General features: G+C 71.7%; 20 protein-coding genes. 11 read left to right on the forward strand and 9 right to left on the reverse strand.

Going from position 1 to position 20,704, the window contains the following annotated elements; all coding sequences use genetic code 11:
- Window positions 1-91 precede the first annotated feature (91 nt).
- The 5 genes from WMF39_RS15825 to WMF39_RS15845 all read left to right on the forward strand — a co-directional run bounded on the left by WMF39_RS15825 (window position 92) and on the right by WMF39_RS15845 (window position 3,898).
- Window positions 92-1,363, forward strand: a complete 1,272-nt coding sequence (locus WMF39_RS15825) for a TolC family protein (protein ID WP_437746338.1) — start codon at window positions 92-94, stop codon at window positions 1,361-1,363.
- A gap of 98 nt (window positions 1,364-1,461) precedes the next feature.
- The gene (locus tag WMF39_RS15830) at window positions 1,462-2,253 is read left to right on the forward strand and encodes a cytochrome c biogenesis protein (RefSeq protein WP_437746339.1); all 792 of its coding nucleotides are present in this window, start codon (window positions 1,462-1,464) and stop codon (window positions 2,251-2,253) included.
- Window positions 2,254-2,257: 4 nt separating this feature from the next.
- Entirely contained in the window at window positions 2,258-2,536 is a 279-nt protein-coding gene (locus WMF39_RS15835) for a CcmD family protein (RefSeq protein ID WP_012235482.1), read from the forward strand.
- Window positions 2,536-2,679, forward strand: a complete 144-nt coding sequence (locus WMF39_RS15840; RefSeq protein ID WP_012235483.1) for a hypothetical protein — start codon at window positions 2,536-2,538, stop codon at window positions 2,677-2,679. Before WMF39_RS15835 ends, WMF39_RS15840 begins: the two co-directional genes overlap by 1 nt.
- Window positions 2,680-2,758: 79 nt before the next feature.
- Entirely contained in the window at window positions 2,759-3,898 is a 1,140-nt protein-coding gene (locus WMF39_RS15845) for an acyl-CoA dehydrogenase family protein (RefSeq protein WP_437552715.1), read from the forward strand.
- A 104-nt stretch (window positions 3,899-4,002) separates the two neighbouring features.
- On the opposite strand, the gene WMF39_RS15850 is transcribed toward WMF39_RS15845, so the two are convergent.
- Window positions 4,003-4,968 (reverse strand): FHA domain-containing protein, encoded by a 966-nt coding sequence (locus WMF39_RS15850; RefSeq protein WP_437746340.1) that lies wholly within the window; start codon window positions 4,966-4,968, stop codon window positions 4,003-4,005.
- A gap of 259 nt (window positions 4,969-5,227) precedes the next feature.
- Window positions 5,228-5,377 (reverse strand): hypothetical protein, encoded by a 150-nt coding sequence (locus WMF39_RS15855; RefSeq protein WP_157906681.1) that lies wholly within the window; start codon window positions 5,375-5,377, stop codon window positions 5,228-5,230.
- Window positions 5,378-5,705: 328 nt separating this feature from the next.
- On the opposite strand from WMF39_RS15855, the gene WMF39_RS15860 reads away from it, so the two are divergent.
- Both WMF39_RS15860 and WMF39_RS15865 read left to right on the forward strand, forming a co-directional pair.
- Entirely contained in the window at window positions 5,706-6,914 is a 1,209-nt protein-coding gene (locus tag WMF39_RS15860) for a protein phosphatase 2C domain-containing protein (protein ID WP_437746341.1), read from the forward strand.
- Window positions 6,911-7,636, forward strand: coding sequence for a pseudouridine synthase (locus WMF39_RS15865; RefSeq protein WP_437746342.1), 726 nt, complete (start codon window positions 6,911-6,913; stop codon window positions 7,634-7,636). Before WMF39_RS15860 ends, WMF39_RS15865 begins: the two co-directional genes overlap by 4 nt.
- Here the strand turns inward: WMF39_RS15865 and WMF39_RS15870 are convergent.
- From WMF39_RS15870 to argJ, 6 genes are all read right to left on the reverse strand, one after another.
- On the reverse strand, window positions 7,602-8,702 hold the full coding sequence (locus WMF39_RS15870) for a dipeptide epimerase (protein WP_437746343.1): 1,101 nt from the start codon (window positions 8,700-8,702) through the stop codon (window positions 7,602-7,604). The two genes, WMF39_RS15865 and WMF39_RS15870, sit on opposite strands and share 35 nt — an antisense overlap.
- A gap of 28 nt (window positions 8,703-8,730) precedes the next feature.
- A complete protein-coding gene (locus tag WMF39_RS15875) occupies window positions 8,731-9,342 on the reverse strand; it encodes a TlpA family protein disulfide reductase (protein WP_437746344.1) in 612 nt (203 codons plus the stop codon).
- Between the two features lie 20 nt (window positions 9,343-9,362).
- Window positions 9,363-9,830: a 3-hydroxyacyl-ACP dehydratase FabZ gene (fabZ, locus tag WMF39_RS15880; protein ID WP_012235490.1), complete on the reverse strand. Its 468-nt coding sequence runs from the start codon at window positions 9,828-9,830 to the stop codon at window positions 9,363-9,365.
- A 41-nt stretch (window positions 9,831-9,871) separates the two neighbouring features.
- On the reverse strand, window positions 9,872-10,480 hold the full coding sequence (locus WMF39_RS15885; protein ID WP_437746345.1) for an OmpH family outer membrane protein: 609 nt from the start codon (window positions 10,478-10,480) through the stop codon (window positions 9,872-9,874).
- 48 nt (window positions 10,481-10,528) lie between these two features.
- On the reverse strand, window positions 10,529-11,404 hold the full coding sequence (locus WMF39_RS15890; protein WP_437746346.1) for a hypothetical protein: 876 nt from the start codon (window positions 11,402-11,404) through the stop codon (window positions 10,529-10,531).
- A 331-nt stretch (window positions 11,405-11,735) separates the two neighbouring features.
- The gene (gene argJ / locus WMF39_RS15895) at window positions 11,736-12,911 is read right to left on the reverse strand and encodes a bifunctional glutamate N-acetyltransferase/amino-acid acetyltransferase ArgJ (protein WP_437746347.1); all 1,176 of its coding nucleotides are present in this window, start codon (window positions 12,909-12,911) and stop codon (window positions 11,736-11,738) included.
- A 124-nt stretch (window positions 12,912-13,035) separates the two neighbouring features.
- Between argJ and WMF39_RS15900 the strand changes: the two genes are divergently transcribed.
- The 4 genes from WMF39_RS15900 (at window position 13,036) to WMF39_RS15915 (ending at window position 19,347) form a co-directional block, all read left to right on the forward strand.
- Window positions 13,036-14,652 carry a hypothetical protein gene (locus WMF39_RS15900; RefSeq protein ID WP_437746348.1) on the forward strand — a complete coding sequence of 539 codons (1,617 nt, stop codon included), beginning with the start codon at window positions 13,036-13,038 and terminating at the stop codon, window positions 14,650-14,652.
- A 9-nt stretch (window positions 14,653-14,661) separates the two neighbouring features.
- Entirely contained in the window at window positions 14,662-15,522 is an 861-nt protein-coding gene (locus tag WMF39_RS15905) for a hypothetical protein (protein WP_437746349.1), read from the forward strand.
- 167 nt (window positions 15,523-15,689) lie between these two features.
- Window positions 15,690-17,807 carry a DUF2169 domain-containing protein gene (locus WMF39_RS15910; RefSeq protein ID WP_437746350.1) on the forward strand — a complete coding sequence of 706 codons (2,118 nt, stop codon included), beginning with the start codon at window positions 15,690-15,692 and terminating at the stop codon, window positions 17,805-17,807.
- Window positions 17,808-17,886: 79 nt separating this feature from the next.
- Entirely contained in the window at window positions 17,887-19,347 is a 1,461-nt protein-coding gene (locus tag WMF39_RS15915; protein ID WP_437746351.1) for a serine/threonine-protein kinase, read from the forward strand.
- Between the two features lie 219 nt (window positions 19,348-19,566).
- Here WMF39_RS15915 and WMF39_RS15920 read toward each other — a convergent pair whose 3' ends face one another.
- Window positions 19,567-20,604, reverse strand: a complete 1,038-nt coding sequence (locus tag WMF39_RS15920; protein ID WP_437746352.1) for an aldo/keto reductase — start codon at window positions 20,602-20,604, stop codon at window positions 19,567-19,569.
- Window positions 20,605-20,704 lie beyond the last annotated feature (100 nt).

Genomic DNA, 20,704 nt, shown 5'->3' on the forward strand with positions numbered 1-20,704 from the left:
TGCTGCCGCCGCCGTTTCCCTCGCGGTCCGGCTCGCGCCGCTCCCTGCTGCCGCCGCCGACACCGGCGGGGCGCCCGGGCGGCGAGCGGCGGTGGTCCACGATCTCCCCGGCGTGCTCGCGCTCGCCGACCGCAATCACCCGAACGTCGCCGCCGCGCGCGCGAAGCTCGACCAGGTCCGCGCGCAGCTCGACGAGGCCCGGTACGCCCCGTTCTCGCAGTTCAAGCTGACGGGCGGCGTCGCGCTCGCGCCGACCGTCCGCGGGAACAACGTCTTCAGCCCGAACACCGACGTCTCGCTCACCTCGAGCCTCGGGGTCGGCTGGCGCGTGAACATCGACGGCGTCGTCCCGCTCTGGACGTTCGGGAAGATCACGAACCTCTGGGACGCCGCCGAGGCGAACGTCCGGGTGAACCAGGCGAGCGTCGAGAAGGAGCGGGACGCGGTGCGGCTCGACGTCCGCAAGGCCTATTTCGGCCTCCAGCTCGCGCGCGACTCGCGGAGCCTGCTCGTCGACGTGAGGGCCGAGATGGACAAGGCCCTCCGGCGCCTCGAGGAGCAGGTCGAGAGCGAGGAGGGTGATCCCATCGAGCTGCTCAAGCTGCAGACCTTCGGGGCCGAGCTCGAGGCGCGCGGGGCCGAGGTCGACAAGTACATCTCGGTCGCGCTGGCGGGGCTGCGCTTCTACACGGGCGTCGCGGATCTCGACATCCCCGACGTCCCGATCCGCCCGCCGAACCACCGGCTCGGCCACGTCACCCGTTACCTGACCGCCGCGCGCCTCTACCGGCCGGAGCTCGCGCAGGCGCGCGCCGGCTTCGACGCGAGGTCCGCGCAGGTGCGGCTCGCGCGCGCGCAGCTGTTCCCCGACATCGGCATCGCCCTGCAGGTCGGGGTGAGCGCCGCCCCGGAGGTCGCGGATCAGCTGAACCCGTTCACCAGCGACCCCGGCAACTTCTTCCACTACAGCGCGGCGCTCGCGCTGCAGTGGAAGCTCGACCTCTTGCCGCAATCGGCGCGCATCCGCGCCGCCGAGGCGCAGCTCGAGGAGATGGCCGCGACGCAGCGCTTCGCCATGGGCGGGGTCGCGACCGAGGTCGAGACCGCCTATGCCGAGGTCGTGGAGGCCCAGAAGCGGCTCGACGCCTACACCAAGGCGGCCAAGTACGGGAAGCGCTGGCTCGTGATGGTGCAGCAAGGAATCGACGTCGGCACGATGGCGGACAAGGATCTCATCGATCCAGCCAAGGCATATGCCACGAACCGATTTAACCAGCTGAACGCGACGATGGATCTCGACATGGCGATGTCGCGGCTCGCGAAGGCGACCGGCTGGGACGCCATCGCGCCGGACGGCACCTGAGCGAGGGGGCGGCCGCGCTGAGGCACGCGCCGCGTCGCTCGGCTCCGCGTCACCCCGGCTTGAACGCGACCGTCCTTGGCAGTACGGTGCGCGACAGCATGGGAGCCAACGTCAACGTCGAGCGGGCGCCGCACAAGGTGGCTTTGGCAGCGAACGGTGATGCGGCGCGGCGCGCGACGAGCGGCGCGTCCGCGGGCGCCAGCATCGCGTTTTACGTCCTGCTCGCGGCGTCGGCCCTCGCCGTCATCGGCACTCTCCACTTCGTGGCGTACGTCGTGCCGACCGAGGCCACGATGGGGATCGTGCAGAAGATCTTCTACTTCCACGCCCCCGCCGGGTACGCGATGTACATCGGCGCGACCGTCTGCTTCATCGGCTCCGCCGGCTACCTCGCGCGCGGCACCCAGCGCTGGGATTCGCTGGCGAAGGCCGGCGCCGAGGTCGCCGTGGCGATGGGGCTGATCGTCCTCGTCACCGGCCCGCTGTGGGCCGCCAAGGCGTGGGGCGTGTACTGGACGTGGGATCCGCGCCTCACGACGTCGCTGCTCAGCGTGCTTATCTACATCGCTTACGTCGTGCTCCGCGCCTTCACCGGCGACAGCGACGCCGAGCGCAAGTTCGCGGCGGCCCTGGGCGTCCTCGGCGCGGCCAACCTGCCGATCATCCATTATTCGGTGAAGATGTGGGGCGGTAACCACCCCACGGTCATCACGGGCAAAGGCGGCGGCCTCGGGCACCCTGACATGAAGATGGCGCTCGGCTTCGGCTTCCTCTCGTTCACCCTGCTCACCCTCGCGCTCGTGTGGGCGCGTTACCGCGTCGATCTCGCGTCCGCGCGGCTCGCGGAGCTCGAGCAAGAGGCCCTCGAAGCCGGCATCGGAGAGGACTGACAACGTGAAATCCAATCATTCCTTGTTCTCCCATGCGGCGTTGCAGCAGCCGACGAGCACCACGACGGACGACCGAGCGCAGGCGTTCCGCCCCGTTCAGGGGGGGAACGACATGCAGAGCGGAGAGAAGCTGCTGGTCGAGGCGTACGCCGCGATCTGGCTCATCCTCTTCGCGCTGGTCTTCGTCTCCTGGCGCCGGCAGAAGCAGATCGACCGGCGCATCGACGCGCTCGAGGCCGCCGTGCAGAAGGCACGGGCTGGAGCGGGCCAGGGGGCGAGCTGATGCCGAACCTGGGGGAGATGACCCCGCAGCACGCGCTCTACATCCCCGTGGTGCTGATGCTTGGGCTGATCGTCGGCTACATTCTGGGCAGCCGCGCCGTGCGCGCCGAGCTCGAGCGACGCAGGCGCAGAATGAAGGAGTGACGGGGGCGCAGGCCCTCGTCCCGCGTAGCTGGCGGGCCCGGTGAGCGCCGTCCCCGCCCCACTAGCCGGAGGTCACAAGGTGGTCGATTTCTCTGTGAGCGAAGAGCACAAGGCTCTCATCGATACGGCGCGTCGCTTCACGAAGGAGCGCATCCTCCCGATCGCGGCCGAGTGCGATCAGAAATCGTACTTCCCGATGGATGTCTTCGTGGAGGGCTGGAACATCGGCCTCGTCAACCCGACCTGCCCGGCCGAGTACGGCGGCCCGGGGATGGGCGAGCTCGAGAACGCCCTCCTCGCCGAGGAGCTCTCGTACGGGTGTACCGGGATCCAGACGAGCTTCCTCGCGAACGGCCTCGCGCTCACCCCCATCAAGCTCGCCGGCAACGAGGATCAGAAGAAGAAGTACCTCGGCATGCTCACCGCCGAGCCGATCATGGCGAGCTACTGCACGAGCGAGCCGGACGCGGGCAGCGACGTCGCGGGCCTCAAGACGCGCTTCACGAAGCACGGGGACGACTACGTGCTGAACGGGCAGAAGTGCTGGATCACGAACGCGAGCTACGCGCGTTACTACGTGATCTTCGCGACGTCGAACCCGGAGCTGCGGCACAAGGGGATCGCGGCGTTCATCGTGGACCGCGACACGCCCGGCGTTCGCGTCGGCAAGAAGGAGGACAAGCTCGGCCAGCGGGCGAGCGACACCGCCCAGGTGTTCCTCGATGATGTGAAGGTGCCGAAGGCGAACCTGCTCGCGCCCGAGGGGCAGGGCTTCAAGCTCGCCATGGAGACCTTCAACCAGACCCGCCCCGACATCGGCGCGGCCGCGACGGGCCTGATGCGGCGCTGCGTCGACGAGTGCGTGGCCTACGCCAAGGAGCGCAAGACCTTCGGCCAGCCGATCGGCAACCACCAGCTCATCCAGTGGATGCTCGCGGAGATGGCGATCCGCGTCGAGGGGACGCGCCTGCTCTACCAGAAGGCTGCGTGGAACCTCGATCACGGGGTGCGCGACCCGATCGTCTCGAGCTTCGCGAAGGCCTACGGCGCTGACAGCGCCATGCAGACCGCCGTGGACGCCGTGCAGGTGTTCGGCGGCAACGGCTACGTGAAGGAGTACCCCGTCGAGAAGATGATGCGCGACGCGAAGGTCCTCCAGATCTACGAAGGCACGAGCCAGATCCAGCGCCTCGTCATCGCGCGCCAGCTTCTAGCGTAGCGCGCCGCGCTCCTCGCGGCGCGGCCTGGGGAGTGCGGTGCTTCGGCCGGACGTGCCGCACTTCGGGGATCGCCAGGCGTCTCGCCGCGAGGGCGGCCAGCGTGTCAGGTCTGCGGGTGCCAGATCAGCGTGAGCTCGGGGCCGAGCGTGAGCGCGAGGCCCTCGGCGGGCACCATCACGCGGCGGACCTTCTGGCCTGCGAACCTCGTCCCGTTCGTCGAGCAGAGATCGAGGGCCATGATCTCCGCGCCGTCCCGCAGGAGCAGCAGGTGGGTCCGCGAGATGTGCGTGCTCAGGACGGAGCGCAGGCCGCGGTCCAGGCAGTTGTCGGCGCGCCCGAGCAGCACGCCGTCGTCGAGCGCTTGCTGGGGCAGCTCGACCGCGGCGCTGCGCTCGCTCGATTGCAGCGTGAGCCGCACGTACCCGCTCTTCGCGCGCGGCGCCACCATCTCCTCGATGTGCGAGACGGGGCGCACCGACGTGATGTGCGAGATCTCCCCGCGGGCGAAGCGGTGGCTGGTCGTGATGCCCTCGGTCGCCGCCGGCGGCGCGGCGCCCTCGATGACGGCCTTGCCCGCGACGCTCTCGATGCCGCGCGGCGGCTCGCTCATCCCGCACGAGCTCACCTCGAGCACCCTCGACGAGGCGCGCGGCCCGACCGGGAGCCCGCCGACCACGTGCTTGCCGATGCGCACGAGCAGCGGGCCGCTGACGACGATCGACCGCCGCGGCACGTCGTCGTCCACGAAGAAGGGGATCGAGGTCTGCAGATCCATGAGCCGCAGCCCGAAGCCGCCGTCGGGGAGGTTGCAGCAGGTGGCGACCAGGTGGCGCACGCAGACATCGTCGCCCGACGCGAACTTCATGTCGCAGCGCGGGTGCGAGCCGAAGACGGCATATGCGCCGCTGTTCGCGGGCAGGTCCAGCCACGCGACGTCACCGCCTGACACCCGGAACAGCCGGTACCCCTCGCTCATCGGCGACTCGGGAGGGTTCAGCGCCATCACCGCCTCGGCGGTGGACAGCGCTCGCCGCATCGTGGCGACGTCGATCCGCGGTTCTACCGTCATCGCGCGCTCCACGAGCGGCGCGAGGTCGCGCGCCCCGCGGTCCGCGTCGGACCGTCGAGCTCGAGCGTGAATGGCCGAGTCGCTTCGCAGGCCTCCGGCAGAGCCGCGGCAGGAGCGAGCGTGGTGGATGTCAGACAGCAGCGAGGCCTCATGCGGTCGAGCCGAATCCTACCGGAATTTTTCGTCTGGGGCTCTTTCGCTGCGCGCCCCGAATCTGCTGTGGCCGGCGGGGCTCGGGTCGAGACGACGGCTGTCCGGTTCAGCTCACGCCGACGCTGACCTCCGCAACGAGCTCGCCGCCCCAGCGCCAGAAGGCCACCGAGCGGCTGAACAGGACGATGACCTCCAGCCCGAGCCCTCCGCCGAATTCGAGCCGAAAGCGCCCGACGTCCACCTCGATGAGTTGCATGCTCCCCGAAGACGCGAGAGTCGGGCCAACCGTGGATCCGTGCGCGTTGCACGCTGGTGTGTCCGCCGGAGGCACGGCCTCGCCTCGGCCGGTGCGCAGGGCGCGCCGGCCCGCGTCAGCGGGACCAGGGCGAGGCCCCGCTGCCCCCCTCTGGCGCGGCGGCGCCAGCGGGGCAGCGGGGCGGCAACGTGGCGCGCGCTCGCGGCAGGGGGAGGGCGAGCGCCGGGCGAGCGCCGGCCGACGCAGGCGAGCGGGCGTGGAGCCGTCGCGCGGTCGCCGACAGACGCGCCATTTTGACGCCGCCCGCACGGTGTCTATCCTGGTCGCGGTGTCCCGGATCCTCCCACGCTTCGACTATCGCATCGAGTTCGCCGCATCGACCGATGTCGGCCTCGTCCGCCCGAGCAATGAGGACCGGATCCTCTGTTGCCCCGAGCTCGCCCTCTTCGGCATCGCCGACGGCATGGGCGGCCACGCCGCGGGCGAGGTCGCGGCTCAGATCGCCGTCGACACGGTGCGCGGCGAGGTGCTCCGTCCGCCCGCCGCCGCCATCCTCGACGCGTACGTGGCCGACCCGAACATCGAGGCGCGGCGCGAGGTGTTCGCGCTGCTCCGGCGCGTGGGCGAGGCCGCGCACGCGGCCATCCTGGAGGCGCGCCGCACGGAGCCGAGCTACCAGGGGATGGGCACGACGCTCGATTTCGTCGTGCTCGCGCACAGCCGGGCGTTCTTCGCCCACGCGGGCGACAGCCGCGCGTACCTGGTTCGCCCGACGACCACCGTCCAGCTCACCCAGGACCACGCCCTCTACGATACGCTCCGCGCGGCCGGCAACCCGACCCCTGCCAGGAAGCCGCAACGGAACCCGCTCGTGAACGCGATCGGGCTCGCGGGCACCGTCGCGGTCGACACCGTGTTCGTCGATCTGTCGCGCGGCGACCGCATCCTCCTCTGCACCGACGGGGTGCACAACGCGATCGACAGCGAGGCGTCGCTCTCGCGCTTCTGCTCGAAGGGCGGGCCCGAGGAGGTCGCCGCCGGCCTCCTCGGCCACGCGCGCGAGCGGGGAGGCCACGACAACGCGAGCGTGATCGTCATCGACATCAAGGAGCGCTTCGTCAAGCGCGCGGACGACGCCGGCCCGTCCTCGCGCGATCTGTCGGTGCTCTCCGCGTGCCCGCTCCTCGCCGGCATGAGCCCCGCGGCGGTGCTCGGGGCGCTCGCGGCCGGCGTGGAGGTGGAGCTCGGCGCGGGGGATCGGATCCCGCGCGACGTCGCCAGCGATCTGGTCGCTTACCTGGTGCTCGACGGGGCCGTGAATCTGCCGGACGGGCGGCGCGTCGGGTCCTCCGGCCTGCTCTTCCCGGAGTCGCTCGTGGGGGCGCGGCGCAAGGGCGATCTGCCCGTCGCCGCGGCGCGGACGCGGCTCATCCGGATCCGCAAGGACGATTTCGCCGAGGTCTGCGAGCACGACGCGGAGCTCGCGGCCGCCCTGTACCAGCGGCTCGCGCGGTACCTCGCGCTCGGGACCGGATGAGCGCGGCCGCGACGCAGCTCTCCCTGCTCCACCTGGACGATCGCGTCGCGGCCTTCGCGAAGCCGTCCGGGCTGCTCGTGCACCGCGGCTGGGGCGACGCGCCGGTCGTGTTCGTCGACCTCGCCGAGCGCGCGCTGGGCCGGAAGGTCTACCCGGTCCACCGCCTCGACCGGGCGACGAGCGGCGTGCTGCTCGTCGCGCTCGACGCCGCCGCCGCCGCGCTGCTCTGCGCGCAGTTCGAGCAGGGCCTCGCGCGGAAGCGCTACCTGGCGCTCGTCCGCGGCGTGCCCCCCGAGCGCGGGTGCATCGATCACCCGATCCCGCGGCGCGAGGGGGGCCCGCGCGTGCCGGCCGTCACCGACTTCGAGCGCCTCCACGCGCTCGAGCGCTACGCCGTCGTCGAGGCGCGCCCGCGCACGGGCCGCCTGCACCAGGTGCGGAGGCACCTCAAGCACATCAGCCACCCGATCATCGGCGACGTGAACTACGGCAAGGGCGAGCACAACCGCCTGTTCCGCGAGCGGTATGCGCTGCACCGCCTCGCGCTCCACGCGGCCGAGCTCGCCGTCGCCCACCCCGAGACGGGCGCGCCGCTGCGCCTCGCCGCGCCGCTGCCCGACGACCTGCGGGGCCCGTTCGATCAGCTGGGCGTGCCGGCGTGGATCGGCGCCGTCGGCGACGCGGCCGCTAGCCCGCCCCTGGAGAGCGGCGCTTCGGGGTGACGCCGTGGCCGGCGCGGATCCCCTCGAGGGAGAGCGCCGGGCCTCGCTGGACGAAGCCGCCGTCGAACGGGTTCTCGGCGAGGAACATGGGCGTGTCGAGATCGACGAACGAGAACCCGCCGAGGCCGGCGGCGAAGCACGCCGACGCCGTCATCGCGAGCGCCGACTCGACCATCCCGCCGATCATGAGCCCGAGCCCCGCGGCGCGGGCGACCGCCGCGATGTCGAGCGCCTCGGCGATGCCGCCCTTCATCAGCTTGATGTTGACCACGGTCGCCGCGCGCTCCGCCGCGACGCGGAGGACGTCCTCCGCGGAGGCGGCGCTCTCGTCGGCGGCCACGTCGACGCCCGCGCGCCGCGTGACCTCCTTCATGCCGTCCCAGTCGTCCCGCGGCACCGGCTGCTCCAGCAGCGCGACGTCCGCGCCGAGCCGGCGCGCGTGCGCGACGAGCGCGAGCGCCTCGCCCGCCGTGAGCCCGCCGTTGCCGTCGAGGATCAGCGACGCCCCGGGCGCGGCCGCGTGGATCGCCTCGATGCGCGCGGGGTCCGACGCGGCGAGGCGGCCGCCGACCTTCACCTTGAGCGCGCCGAAGCCCATGGCCGCGGCGCGCCGCGCGGCCTCCTCCGCGCGCTCCGGCGAGCCGGTGGTGATGGTGATGTCGGTCGTGAGCGCCGTCCCGGAGCCGCCGAAGAAGGCCCAGAGCGGCATGCCCGCGCGCTTCGTGAGCGCGTCGAGGATCGCGGTCTCGATCGCGCAGCGCGCCGCGCCGGCGCCGCCCCCGGACGCCTCGCGGAGCGCGCGCGCGACGGCGCGCCACGCGCGCGCGTCCGAGCCCACCACGGCCTCGCGCAAGGAGAGGGCGGCGGCGCGCGATCCGTCCTGCGTCTCGCCGTTGAACGCGGGCAGCGGCGCCGCCTCGCCGAAGCCGAGCGTCCCGTCGGCGAGCTCCACGGTGACGAGGAGGTTCGCCGCGCGCTCCTGCGCGCCGCCGGCGATGCCGAACGGCTCGTGCAGGGGGATGTCGAGCGCCTCGACCGAGACGCGCCGGATCAGGGTGGGGGTCATCAAGACGAGCGTCGCCTCCTCGGGAGCGTCAAGGGGATCGGCGGCCGCCGTCGGCAGGCGGCGGAGCCGCCGCCGGGCCGAGCAGCGCCTCGACCTCCCGGGAGATCTTGTCCTCCTCGCCGTCCTCGTAGCCCGCGTGGACATGGCGCACGATGCCGCCCCGATCGACGACGAACGCGGTCGGCATCCGCCGCGGCCTGTACGCCTTCTCCGCGCTCTGGTCCTTGTCCCAGAGGATCTTGAACCTGACGCCCGCCTCGTCCGCGAACCCCGCGAGCTGCTCCGTCGAGACGTCCTCGGGTGCATCGAGGGAGACGGCGAGCACGGCGAGATTGCCGCCGAAGCGGTCGACGAGCTCCTGGTACTTGGGGAACGATCTTCTGCAGGGGCGGCAGTAGGTCGCCCAGAAATCGACGATCACCACCTTGCCGCGCGCCTCCTTGAGCGTGGAGGGCCCCTCGCCGCTCACGACCTCGGCCGCGAGCTCGGGCGCCGCCGAGCCGATCAGGCCGCCGCCCGTCTCGGGCGCCGGGGGCGCGATGGGCGCGGCGCCGCCGCAGCCGCTTGCGAGCGACAGCGCGAGCGAGGCGCAGAGGGCCGCGAGGACACGGGCGAACGACGGCGATGGACTGGGCCTCATGACGTGATCTCCCTCCCCGATCAGGGCTCGCGATCGACGATGGAAGCGAGCATCTCTCCCTCGGCGCAGAGCGTCCCGTCGACGCTCGCCTCGCCGCGCAGCTTCCAGACGTTCGAGCGGTGGTGCAGCACCTCGGCGTAGAGATCGAGCCGATCGCCGGGCGTCACGGTGTGGCGGAACTTCGCCTTGTCGATGCCGAGGAAGAACATGAGGTTCGACGTGGCGTCGAACGGATCCGACGCATAGGCGAGGATGCCGCCGAGCTGCGTGAGCGACTCCAGGATCAGCACCCCGGGCATGATCGGCCGCTGGGGGAAGTGCCCCTGAAACCAGGGCTCGTTGTAAGCGACGCACTTGTAGCCGCGGATGCACTTGTTGGCGGTGATCTCCGTCACCCGGTCGACCATCACGAGGGGGTAACGGTGCGGCAGGATCGACAGGATCTGATGAATGTCGAGCGTGACGGGCGCTTGGGTTCGCTCAGGCAAGGCCGGCTCCTTTCCGCGGTGTGGAGCGCGCGGGCGGCGCGCTACTTCGCGTCGTCCTTCTTCTCTGCCTTGTCGCCGCCCGCGTCGTCCTCGCCGCCGCCGGTGTTGTAGAGCTGGATGACCTGCTCCGTCAGATCGAGATCGGCGCGGACGTACGGGGCCGCTTGCTTGTCGAAGATGATCTCGTAGCCCGACTTCTTCGCGATCCTGCCGACGATGAGCATCATCTTCTTGAGGATGGGCCCGGTGAGCTCGCCTTGCTTCTTCTGGAGCTCCTTGTTGTAGTCGACGAAGACGGTCTGGAGCTCGACCATCTGGCGCTGCCAGTCCTCCATCCGCTTCTGGAGCGACTCGCGCGAGAGCACGCGCGACTGCTTCTCGATGTCCTCGCGCGCCCGCTGGAGCTCGGTCTGCTTCGCGTCGAGCTCCTGCTGCCGCCGGTCGAAGAGCTTCTTCAGCGTGGCCTGCGCTCGGATGCCGTCCTCCGTCTGCATGACGGCGTGCTGCACGTCGACGACGGCGATCCGGGTCTCGGCGGCGGCGACGCTCGGCACGGCGAGGGCGAGCGACACGGCGGCGGCGCGGGCGATCCGAGCGAAGAGCGGCGCGGGCCGATGCGCGGGCCGATGGACGGGAGAGCGGGAGACCATTGGAGGCGATTACCCGCCGCGTGACGGACGGTCAAGGTGTGCGGGGGATCAGAGGCACTTGCCCGAGATGCAGCTCTCGCCGTCGGGGCAAGGCTCGTCGAGCGAGCACTCCGGCGCGACCTCCTCCCGCGTCTTGCAGAACCCGTCCTCGCAGCCGACGAAGCGGCTGTCGATGAGCTGGCAGGCCCGCGTGTTCTCGCATGGGTAGTGGCAGTAGCCGTCCTCCATGCACTCCTGGCCCTGCGCCGCGCAGGCCTTGGCGCCGCAGCCGGGCTGAGGCGAGGGGTCGTCCATGCACGCGCCGGTGGCCGCGTTGCACACCTCGCCGGGCGCGCAGTCCGCGTGCGTCGCGCAGCCGGTGGTGCAGGCGCCGTCGACGCAGACCGCGCCGCCCTCGCACGGGGCCGCGTCGCCGCACTCGGGGTTCGCGGGGTCGGGGACGCAGACCCCGCGGTCGCAGCGCGTGCCGGGCTCCGCGCAGGGCGCGGCGCTGGAGCAGCCATCGGCGCACTCGCCGTCCACGCACACCCTGCCGTCGCCGCACTCGTAGCTGAACTCGCACGCCGCGATGCAGAGCCCGTCGACGCACCGCGTGCCGTCCTCGCACGCGCTGTCGCCGTCGCAGGGACACGTGGTGAGCTCCGCGTCGCACTCGGCCTCCGCGCCCCCCGCGCCGCCTTGGCCCGCGCCGCCCTGGCCCGGGTCTGCCGGACCCGCGCCGCCCTGACCCCCACTGCTGGCGGCGTCGATGTCCGGCTCCACGGGGCGACACCCGTAACCGTCGCAGAGGAAACAGTTCTCACCATCGGGGTCGCACTGGAGCGACGCATCGCCACAGCCGCCGCAGCCCGTCGCGGTCGCGGTGATCATCAGGAACAGCGCGCCTCGACCCAGGATCTTCGCAAGGGGGGAATGAAGAAGCATCGAAGTCCTCCAGCGGCGGCCGGCACCGGCGCGGCCTTCCCGCACGACTACCATGACGCGCGCTAACACGCAGCGTGCCACGGGGCGGCAGGAGAGGAGCGCCGGGAAGCCCGACGAGGCGCTCATTTTGTGAACCCGCTTGTGAACCTGCGTTCACCTGCGCTCGTCGCGCGAGGTTCACTGATCCGCGGGGATCGTGCGGCGGTGAGGCGGGGGACGGCCGGCGCTCGGGGCCCGGGAGCGATGGGGAAGGCCGCAGCCGGCGCTTCCGGTCGGGGCGAAGGCGCGGGGGCGCTCCCTGCGAGCAGCCCGGCCGGTCACCCCGCGAGGATCAGGAGCGGTACCCCGCGTTCACGTCGACGTAGCCGTGTCCGAGATCGCTCGTGAGGTAAGCGAAGTCGCCGGGGCCGCCGCCGAGCACGAGCTCGATGACGTAGGTGTCGCGCGCGAGCACCTCGTTCGCCTTGAGCTCGGCTTCCGCCCCGACCGGCGCGCCGTTCCGCACGATCGGGATCCCGCCGACGAGGATCTGGGCCTCGCGCGGGTCGAAGGGGACGCCTGCGCGGCCCGCGGCGGCGAGCAGCCGCCCCCAGTTCGCGTCCTTGCCGAACAGCGCGGTCTTCACGAGCATCGACGTGGCCACGGTGCGCGCGACGGCGCGCGCACCGTCGCGCGTCGCGAGCCCGCGGACGCGGATCTCGGCGACGTGCGTGCTGCCCTCGCCGTCCGCCACCATCGAGCGCGCGAGCTCGCCGCAGACCTCGGTGAGGCCCGCCGAGAGCTCGTCGCGCGAGACGCGGCGCTGGGACGCGCCGGAGGACAGGAGGAGCACCGTGTCGTTGGTGCTGGTGTCCCCGTCGACGCTGCACGCGTTGAACGTCACGTCGCACGAGGCCGCCAGCGCGTCGCTCGCCTCGCCGGCGTCGAGCACGGCGTCGGTGAACAGGAAGACGAGCATCGTCGCGTGGGGCGGGCCCACGTCGGGGTGGATCATCCCGGCGCCCTTGCCGATGCCGAGCAGCGTCGCGCCGGCGCCGAGCTTGCGTTGCGCGAGCTTCGGCCAGCGGTCGGTCGTGCAGATCGCCTGGGCGAAATCGAGGTAGCCCTTCGGCGACAGGCGCGCCGACAGCTCGGGGACACGCTCGATGATCCGGTGCGCGGGCAGGACGGCGCCGATCACGCCGGTCGAGGCGGGGAGCACCTCGTCCTCCGAGGCGCCGATGGACTCGGCGACGGCGCGCGTCGTATCGAGCGTCGCCTTCCAGCCTGCCTCGCCCGTGCACGCGTTCGCGCACCCGCTGTTGGCGACGACGGCGCGAGCGCGCCCCGACCGGACGCGCTGCATCGCGATGTCCACGGGCGCCGCGCGCACCACGTTCCGCGTGAACATGCCGGCCACGATCGCCGGCTGATCGGCCACCGCGAGCGCGACGTCGATGCGCCCGTCTTTCCGGATCCCGGCGCTGACGGCGCCGAAGCGAAACCCTGCAACTGGCTCGAAGCTCATGAGGGCGCCGAGTCTACGCACGAACGCGCGCCGGGAGAAAGCGACAAGCGGAAGGCACGCGCCCCGGGGATGAGACGCCCGGAGGCGGCCGGGCTGAGCGCGGCATTTGCAATGCTGCGTCCCGATGATCGCTGTCCGGATTGTCGACATCAAGGGCCTGTATCTGCCGGGCTTTCCCGACAGCACAGCGCCGCCGGGGACGACGCGGGCGGCTGGATATAAGCCCGGTTACAAGAGCCTCGATAACCGGGGACGCGTCTACATCAACCGAGATCTCGATGGGCAGTGGGCAAAGAATACGCAGCTCGTCGAGATCACCGTCGAGGTGATGAGCTCCGAGGGCGAGCTGCCAGAAGGAGCCCGGATTCGCTGGAGCGCGCGCGATCCAGACGATCCCTCGAATGAGCCGCCGGAGGTGCACCCGGACTGGGCTGCCACCCTCGACGAGAACGATTACGACGCCGCGGGGGACTATGTGGCGCCGGCTGAAGACGACAACGAGGGAACGCAGGACAGGGTGCCTGGATGGGAAGAGGTGGAGGGCTATGCGCTGTCCGAAGCGACGGAGACCAGCGCGAGCACGGCGATCGCCGGGAGGAGGAGCAAGGTCCGGCGCCACATGACCGACATCGCCGGAGACAACCTGATCGTGAGCGCCGAGATCGACGCCGATGGCATCGCCGAGGCGGCCGGCGACGAGACCGGGATCATGACGCTCTGGCGACGGATCGACGTCGAGTACATCCGGATGGAGAGCGCGCCCCCGGTGCCCGTGGAGCAGGCGCCGGAGCACTTCGAGCCCGTCTTCACCCAGCTCGATTTCACCGAGGCCCGCGTGATCCAGGACCTGCAGCACATGGCGCTCGACGCGAGCACGCTCGGCGAGATGGCCTCGCGCTTCGTGAGCGAGCAGTTCGAGCACGCCGGGGACCCTGGCTGGTTCTGCCTGATCGCCGCGCTCGAGCCGCACGCCGTGCCCGAGGTCCGGGGCGAGCCGCTGTTCTCCGGCAGCGTCACGATCCTGGACGGCGGCGAGGGCGAGCGGCGCGGCGAGTACGTGGAGATCCCTGGCGCCCACCCGGACGCGAGCTACGTCACGTTCCGCTGGGACGGCTGGCAGATGGGCTTCTCGGTCGCGAGCGCGGCCATCCTCGGCGACCCGCCGCGGACCCGTCTCTGGATCGCGCCGCACGACATCCAGAGCCAGTTCACCGCGGGCGACGGGTCGCTGGCGCACGCGTACGAGCGGCGCCTCTTCTTCTTCCCTCGGGCCCGCCGCAGGGACGGGGCGTGGGAGCCCCCGGGCTACGGCATCCCCGCGCGCGTCGAGGCCGACGTGCGGGGCCCAGGGGCCACCTACACCGCCGGCATGAGCCCCACGATCGACGTCGGGCCGGCGAGGTACTTCGCCGGCAGGACCATCCTGTTCACCCATCACAGGGCGTGGTGGGACCCCGAGGGGGCGCAGCCCCGGCGCGGCTTCGAGCAAGCCACGCTCCACACCATCGTCCACGAGCTCACGCACGCGTTCGGAATGCCGCACAAGTGCGGCTACTTCGATTACCGGACGCCGCGCCAGACGACGTGCTGCATGAACTATCGGTCCCACTGGATGGTGGACGCCGACCAGCAGCTCATCCCTGGAACTGACGGGCGGGTCGGCAACGACCTGTGCGGGCGCCACGTGAAGGAGACCCGGCGCGTGCGCCTGGAGAACAACAGGGGACTTCAATGGAGATGAGGGGCTGTCATGTCGGATGAACACGCGCGAAATGCCGGGGACCCGGTCGGCCGGCCTGGGCTGGTCCTCCGCTCGCTCGATCACGATCGCCGCTATGTGCTCGGCTTTCCCCTCCACGTGGCCATCACGCTGTGCGCCGACCGCCCTGGCGCCTGTATCCTGCGGTTGCCGCGCCCGAGCTGGGCGGGCAACGCCGGCGCGATCGGCGTCCGCCTCGCACGGGCGGGCACCGGCGAGGAGGTCGCGAGGACCGAGCCCTGGCCGGTCGTGCTCCCCGAGCACGGCACGCCGGTGTTCCGCCTGTGCCCGGGCGAGTGCAGGCGCATGCTCATCGACGTCTCGTCGTACCTCCCGGCGGGGCTCGATCCCGGGCAGTACACGCTGGCGATCGTCTACATCGGGCCGCCGGACCGCGCGGAGAGCCCGCCGGTGCCGATCGAGCTCGCGGCGCCGAGCCCCGAGGAGCAGCTCGAGCTCGGGCGCCTCGCGCCCGAGGCCGCCCGCGCGGGCTCCTGGGGCCGCTGGACGAGCCTCCCTCCGGAAAGCGGCGCGGCGGTCACGGGCCGCGTGGAGCCGGGCGACCCGCTCCGCTTCGACCGCATCCTGCGTTACCTGATGTACGGGCCGCAGCCGCTCGGCGACGTGGACCCGGCTCTCCTCGACGTGCTCCGCGGCGTCTACGAGCCGGAGGCCCACGCGCTCCGCGCCGAGATCTACGCCGCGCGGGGAGACGCGGCGCGCTTCGCGGAGGCGGCGGCGTTCATCCGGGCCACCTATCCGGGGCTCGCCTGGTGGATCGAGCGGATCGAGGCGGGGCAGAGCGAGATCGGCTTCGTCCGGGCATGCCGGGTGAACCCGTGCGGCGGGTGAGCGGCGGCTCCGGTCCACGCCCGCTCACGCCCTCGCCGCCGCGCCGGCTCCACACGCAGATCACGCGATTGCAACGCGATGGTCACGTTGAGCGGGTTCAATGGTCGCCGAGCGATGCTTGACGCGATGCGAACCATGGCGAGGTGTTTCTGCAGGAGGACGGGGGCATGAGCGCGCTGCCGCCCGACGCCGTGGCGTCGCTCCCGGGCGCCGAGGCCGCCGCCGTCTCGTGGCGCACGCAGGGCCAGCGCTACATCACGATCATCGTCAAGGCGAGCTTCGCGTTCACGCCCGGCGCGGCCATGTGGCGGACGGAGCCGCAGGAGATCCTCCGCGCCGAGGTCCATCACGGCAAGAACCCCGCGCGGAGCGTGCGGTTCACCGGCGATCTCGCGCCCTACCTGGGCCGCGCGGACGTGCTCTTCACGGGCGACGCGCACGCCCCTGACGGGGCGCATGTCGAGTGCTTGCCGGTGCGGCTCGCCGTCTTCGGCGCGGGCGGCTGCGCGCTCGACAAACGCCTCCTCGTCCGCGACAAAAAGCCGTTCCAGCGGATGCCCCTCGTGTACGAGAAGGCAGCGCGCGGCGCGAACGGGTGGGAGAACCCCTTCGGCATCGACGCGGGCGACGGCGAGGCCAGGGTCCTCGATCCCCAGGACCCCGCGCGGCCCGCGGGGCTCGGCCCGATCGCGCGCGCCTGGCCCGTGCGCAAGCGGCTGCTCGGCAAGACCCGGCGCGAGACGCTCGAGGGTCCGAACGCGGAGATCCCCGCTGGCTTCGACTGGTCGTACTTCCAGGCGGCGCCCCCGGACCAGCGGACCGAGTATCTGCGCGGCGACGAGTGGATCGTGCTCGAGAACCTGCATCCGGCCGCTCGCCGGCTGGAGATGCGCCTGCCCCGAGCGCGCGGCGTTGCGCGGATCCACGGGCTCGCCGCGCCTCCTGCGACGGGGGGCGACGTCATCGAGCTCAACGCGGACACGCTCCGGATCGACGGCGCCGAGCAGCGCTGCACGGTCGTGTGGCGTCAGATCGTCCCCGTCCCCGACGACCTCGCCCTCGGGGCCGTGCGGATCGCGGCCGGCGTCTCGGTCCACGGCGAGGCGCTCGCGTGGCCCGACCTGCGCCCCGGGCGGGCCTCGGGCGCCGCGGGAGCGGCTCCGGATGCGCTCCCGATCGGCCCGCGAGGGACCGTGCACATCAAGGACGCGCCCGGCCAGGCGCGCCAGCGGGGCGTGGATCCCGGGCGCACCATCCACCTCTCGGACGACGAGATCGAGCTCATCGACCTGATCCAGCCCCCGTCGCCGCTGCAGACGGTCGCGCTCTCCGACGAGCAGGGCGAGGCGGCGGTGCGCGCGCCGGCGCTTCCGTTCGCGCCCGCGCCGGGATCGGCGCGGCAGGGCCGGCCCGAGCCAGCGCGACCGCAGATCGATGCCGTCGCGAGCGCGACGCTCGCGCTGTCGAGCGAGGAGGAGGCGCGCGTCGGCGAGCGGCCCGCGATCCCGTTCTTCTTCGACCCGAGGCCGGCGCCGCGCGTCGAGCTCGGGGCGCCGATCCCCGGCGCGCCCTGGTCTGGCGCGCTCGCTTCACCGGCGCCCGGCCCGTCCATGGGGCTCGCGACCCTCGCGCTGGAGGAGGATATTCCGCCGCCGTCCGCCGAGGTGTCGCCGCCGCCCATCGAGTCTTCGTCCTACGCCGCCCCGGCCTCGGGCGTCCTCGCGCGCGAGCCCGAGCGACCCGCCGCGTCCCGCTTCTTTCACGTCCTCCGGCGCGAGGACGAATCGCCCTCCGCGTCGCTCCTGCCGCTCGGCGACGGCGAAGAGGTGAGCCTCGAGCGGTGCGCCATCGTCACGGCGGAGCTCGCCGAGAAGCCGGTCCCCCGCGCCGATGTGCTCAGGGCGCACGGCCTGTCGGAGGCGCGCTGGGCAGAGGCCGAGCGGCGGTGGAGGGACGCGATGACGGAAGAGACCAGGCGCCGCGAGCGGGCGCTCCGCGACAGGTTCGACGCCGCCTATGTCGGCGCGTGGGAAGCCATCTGTGGCCCGCTGCACGCGGCCGACTATGCCCGGCTGACCGTCGCGACCGAGCGCAGCGGGGGCGCCGCGGCGCTCGGCGACCGCGCGATCCGACGCACCGTGTGGGTGCGCATGAAGCGGCTCTGGGCCAGGCGCCTCGCCGACGATCCGCGCCTCAGGGCCCGCGTCGAGGCCGAGATCGCGAGGCTGCGCGAGGCGCCGCGCCAGCGCGCGCAGGCCGGCGTTCCCGCGGCGTACGCCGTCTGAGCCGCGTCGCGCGCCGTGCCCCTTGACCGCGGCGCCCGGGGTTCCGAACATCATCGCTGGTGCAAGCGATGGTCCGTTCATGATCGACGCGTCGACGCTGGGCAAGGAGCTCACGGGCCGGTACAGCGTGGAGGGGCTGCTCGGCGTGGGCTCGATGGGCGCCGTCTTCCGCGCGCGCCACCTCGCGCTCGCGCGGGTCGTCGCGATCAAGGTGCTCACCGGGCACACGGATCCGAACGCCGGGGAGCGGATGCTGCGCGAGGCGCGCATCTCGGCGCTCATCAAGTCGCCGCACGTGGTGAGCTGCTACGACTTCGGCTTCCTTTCGAGCCGATCGCCGTTCATGGTCATGGAGTACGTGGGCGGCCCGTCGCTGGCCGCGCGGCTCCAGGATGGGCCGCTGCCGCTCGACGATCTGCGGCGCTACATGCTCCATGCGGCGCGGGGGATGGCCGCCGCGAACGAGCTCGGCGTGATGCACCGCGACCTGAAGCCTTCGAACATGCTGATCGCGCCGTCAGGGGAGCTGAAGGTCGCCGATTTCGGCCTCGCGCGCCTGACCGCCACGACGGGGCCCTCGGCGCTCCGGGAGCAGCCCCTCACCGCGATGGGCACCGTGCTGGGGACGCCATTTTACATGGCGCCGGAGCAGGCGTGGAGCCCGCAGGAGAGCGACACGCGCGCGGACATCTACAGCTATGGCGCGTCGTTCTACCACGCGGCCACGGGCCAGCGGCCGTTCGAGGAGCAGGAGCTCCTGCCGCTCCTGCTCGCGCACCGGCAGGACATCCCGGCCCGGCCGCGGGCGCTCCGTCCCGAGCTCGACGAGGACGTGCAGGCCGTCCTGGAGCGCTGCCTGGCCAAGGACCCGAAGGACCGCTTCCAGTCCTTCGACGAGATCGACACCGCCCTCGTGGGCGCCCAGAGCACCCGCTGGGGGGACCCGCACGATCTGACGCTCCGCGTGTACATGGAGCAGTACAAGCGCTTCCGGCCCGCCCTCCTGTCGGGCGGCCCTGCGGGGCCGGTCACGGCCTTCCAGTTCCACGGGGACAGGACGCTCTCGATCGTGCGCGCGAACATCGCAGGCGTGTCGGCCGACGCGCTCGTGAGCGCGGACGACGGGCAGCTCACCATGTCGGGCGGCGTGGCGCTCGCCCTGAACCACGCGAGCGGCGGCGTGTGCCACATGGAGACGCGCAAGTACGTTCCCGTGCGGCACGGCGGGGTGGTGGTCAGCTCCGCTGGCAGGTTGAACGCGCGGTTCGTGTTCCACGCGATCACGCTCGACTGGGATCACGTGGCGACCTACAGGCCGACGCGCGACCTCATCCTGCGGCTCCTGGAAGGGTGCTTTTATCACGCGGACACGATGAAGCTCCGGAGCATGGCGCTGCCGCTGCTCGGGGCGGGGAGGGCGGGCTTCTCGCCCGCCGAGTGCCTCGACACGATGGTCGAGTTCCTCGTGAAGGCGATGCTCCTCGGCGGGACAGGGCTGTCGCACGTGACGATCGTGCTCCGGGAGGGCGCTGGGGTCTGAGCGAGCGCCCTCCTCGCGGGCCTCACGCGGGTGCGGGGCCAGCGAGAGAATCGTCCGGGAAGCACCAGCAATAATCCACACCGGACGTCGTGGTGCAGCACCGGAGCCCATGTAGCCCGTCCTCGACGACGCACGTTTGGGTCCGCACGGCGCGGCGCCGCGGGCCGCCGGTCGTCTGACCCGCCGCGCACGGCGGCGGGCCACGGTGAGGTCAGCCGATCAAACCGCGACGGGGAACGGGTTCCGCTCGTGGAACCCGGTCTGGTGAAAATAGGGGTACGCCAGTCTCGTCTTGCTGGCGGCATCCAGCTTTGCCGCCTGTTCCGGTGTCAAGCTCCACCCGACAGCCCCAAGGTTCTGCCGAAGCTGTTCCTCGTTGCGGGCGCCGATGATCACGTTCGCGACGCTCGGTCGCTGCAGTAGCCAGTTGATCGCGATCTGCGGGACGGTCTTGCCCGTCTCCTTCGCCACCTCATCGAGCGCGTCGACCACGCGATAGAGAACCTCGTCGTCCATCTGCGGCCCCCCCTCGACAACCAGCTTGTTCCGGAGCCGGCTGACCTCCGGCAGCCGCTGCCCGCGCCGGATCTTCCCGGTCAGGCGCCCCCAGCCCAGCGGGCTCCAGACCACCGCGCCCACCTTCTGGTCGAGCGCAAGCGGCATCAGCTCCCACTCGTAGTCGCGCCCCACCAGCGAGTAGTAGGCCTGGTGCGCCACGTACCGAGAAAGACCATACTTCTCCGAAACCGCCAGCGACTTCATCAGGTGCCAGCCTGAGAAGTTCGAGCAGCCGAGATAGCGAATCTTTCCCGCTCGAACGAGATCGTCGAGCGTGCCGAGCGTCTCCTCGAGCGGCGTGAGCGCGTCGAAGCCGTGAAGCTGGAAGAGATCGATATGGTCCGTCTGAAGCCGTCGCAGGGCCCCCTCGACGGACCTCACCAGGTGGTACCGCGACGAGCCGACGTCGTTCGGCCCGGAGCCGCTCCGGAAGGTCGCCTTCGTCGAGATGATGACCTGATCCCGCCGGCCCTTGATCGCCTGGCCGAGGATCTCCTCCGCGAGCCCATTGGAGTAGACGTCCGCGCTGTCGAACATGTTCATCCCGGCCTCGAGCGAGATGTCGACCAGCCGGGTCGCCTCGGCCACGTCGAGCGCGCCGCAGCTGTCCCAGAACTCGTTGCCTCCGCCGAACGTCCCCGTCCCGAGGCTCAGCACCGGAACCTTGAACCCTGACCCGCCGAGCAATCTGAACTCCATCGATCTCCTCCGCTAACCTGGGGGTAACCGCGGAACGCAGGGGAGAGGAATGCTGGATTTCAGACTCTTGCTCCCTTGCCCCGGTCGAAGGCGGTAGGAA

The sequence above is a fragment of the Sorangium sp. So ce1504 genome, from assembly GCF_051521635.1.
Lineage (GTDB): Bacteria > Myxococcota_A > Polyangia > Polyangiales > Polyangiaceae > Sorangium > Sorangium cellulosum_B.

Excerpts from the sequence above, each read along its gene's own strand:
- argJ (WP_437746347.1), bottom strand. The coding sequence starts at position 12,911 with ATGAGCTTCGAGCCAGTTGCAGGGTTTCGCTTCGGCGCCGTCAGCGCC.
- WMF39_RS15885 (WP_437746345.1), bottom strand. The coding sequence starts at position 10,480 with ATGGTCTCCCGCTCTCCCGTCCATCGGCCCGCGCATCGGCCCGCGCCG.
- WMF39_RS15910 (WP_437746350.1), top strand. The coding sequence starts at position 15,690 with ATGAGCGCGCTGCCGCCCGACGCCGTGGCGTCGCTCCCGGGCGCCGAG.
- WMF39_RS15850 (WP_437746340.1), bottom strand. The coding sequence starts at position 4,968 with ATGACGGTAGAACCGCGGATCGACGTCGCCACGATGCGGCGAGCGCTG.
- WMF39_RS15840 (WP_012235483.1), top strand. The coding sequence starts at position 2,536 with ATGCCGAACCTGGGGGAGATGACCCCGCAGCACGCGCTCTACATCCCC.
- WMF39_RS15855 (WP_157906681.1), bottom strand. The coding sequence starts at position 5,377 with ATGCAACTCATCGAGGTGGACGTCGGGCGCTTTCGGCTCGAATTCGGC.
- WMF39_RS15905 (WP_437746349.1), top strand. The coding sequence starts at position 14,662 with ATGTCGGATGAACACGCGCGAAATGCCGGGGACCCGGTCGGCCGGCCT.
- WMF39_RS15870 (WP_437746343.1), bottom strand. The coding sequence starts at position 8,702 with ATGACCCCCACCCTGATCCGGCGCGTCTCGGTCGAGGCGCTCGACATC.
- WMF39_RS15830 (WP_437746339.1), top strand. The coding sequence starts at position 1,462 with ATGGGAGCCAACGTCAACGTCGAGCGGGCGCCGCACAAGGTGGCTTTG.
- WMF39_RS15890 (WP_437746346.1), bottom strand. The coding sequence starts at position 11,404 with ATGCTTCTTCATTCCCCCCTTGCGAAGATCCTGGGTCGAGGCGCGCTG.
- WMF39_RS15865 (WP_437746342.1), top strand. The coding sequence starts at position 6,911 with ATGAGCGCGGCCGCGACGCAGCTCTCCCTGCTCCACCTGGACGATCGC.
- WMF39_RS15875 (WP_437746344.1), bottom strand. The coding sequence starts at position 9,342 with ATGAGGCCCAGTCCATCGCCGTCGTTCGCCCGTGTCCTCGCGGCCCTC.
- WMF39_RS15920 (WP_437746352.1), bottom strand. The coding sequence starts at position 20,604 with ATGGAGTTCAGATTGCTCGGCGGGTCAGGGTTCAAGGTTCCGGTGCTG.
- WMF39_RS15900 (WP_437746348.1), top strand. The coding sequence starts at position 13,036 with ATGATCGCTGTCCGGATTGTCGACATCAAGGGCCTGTATCTGCCGGGC.
- WMF39_RS15915 (WP_437746351.1), top strand. The coding sequence starts at position 17,887 with ATGATCGACGCGTCGACGCTGGGCAAGGAGCTCACGGGCCGGTACAGC.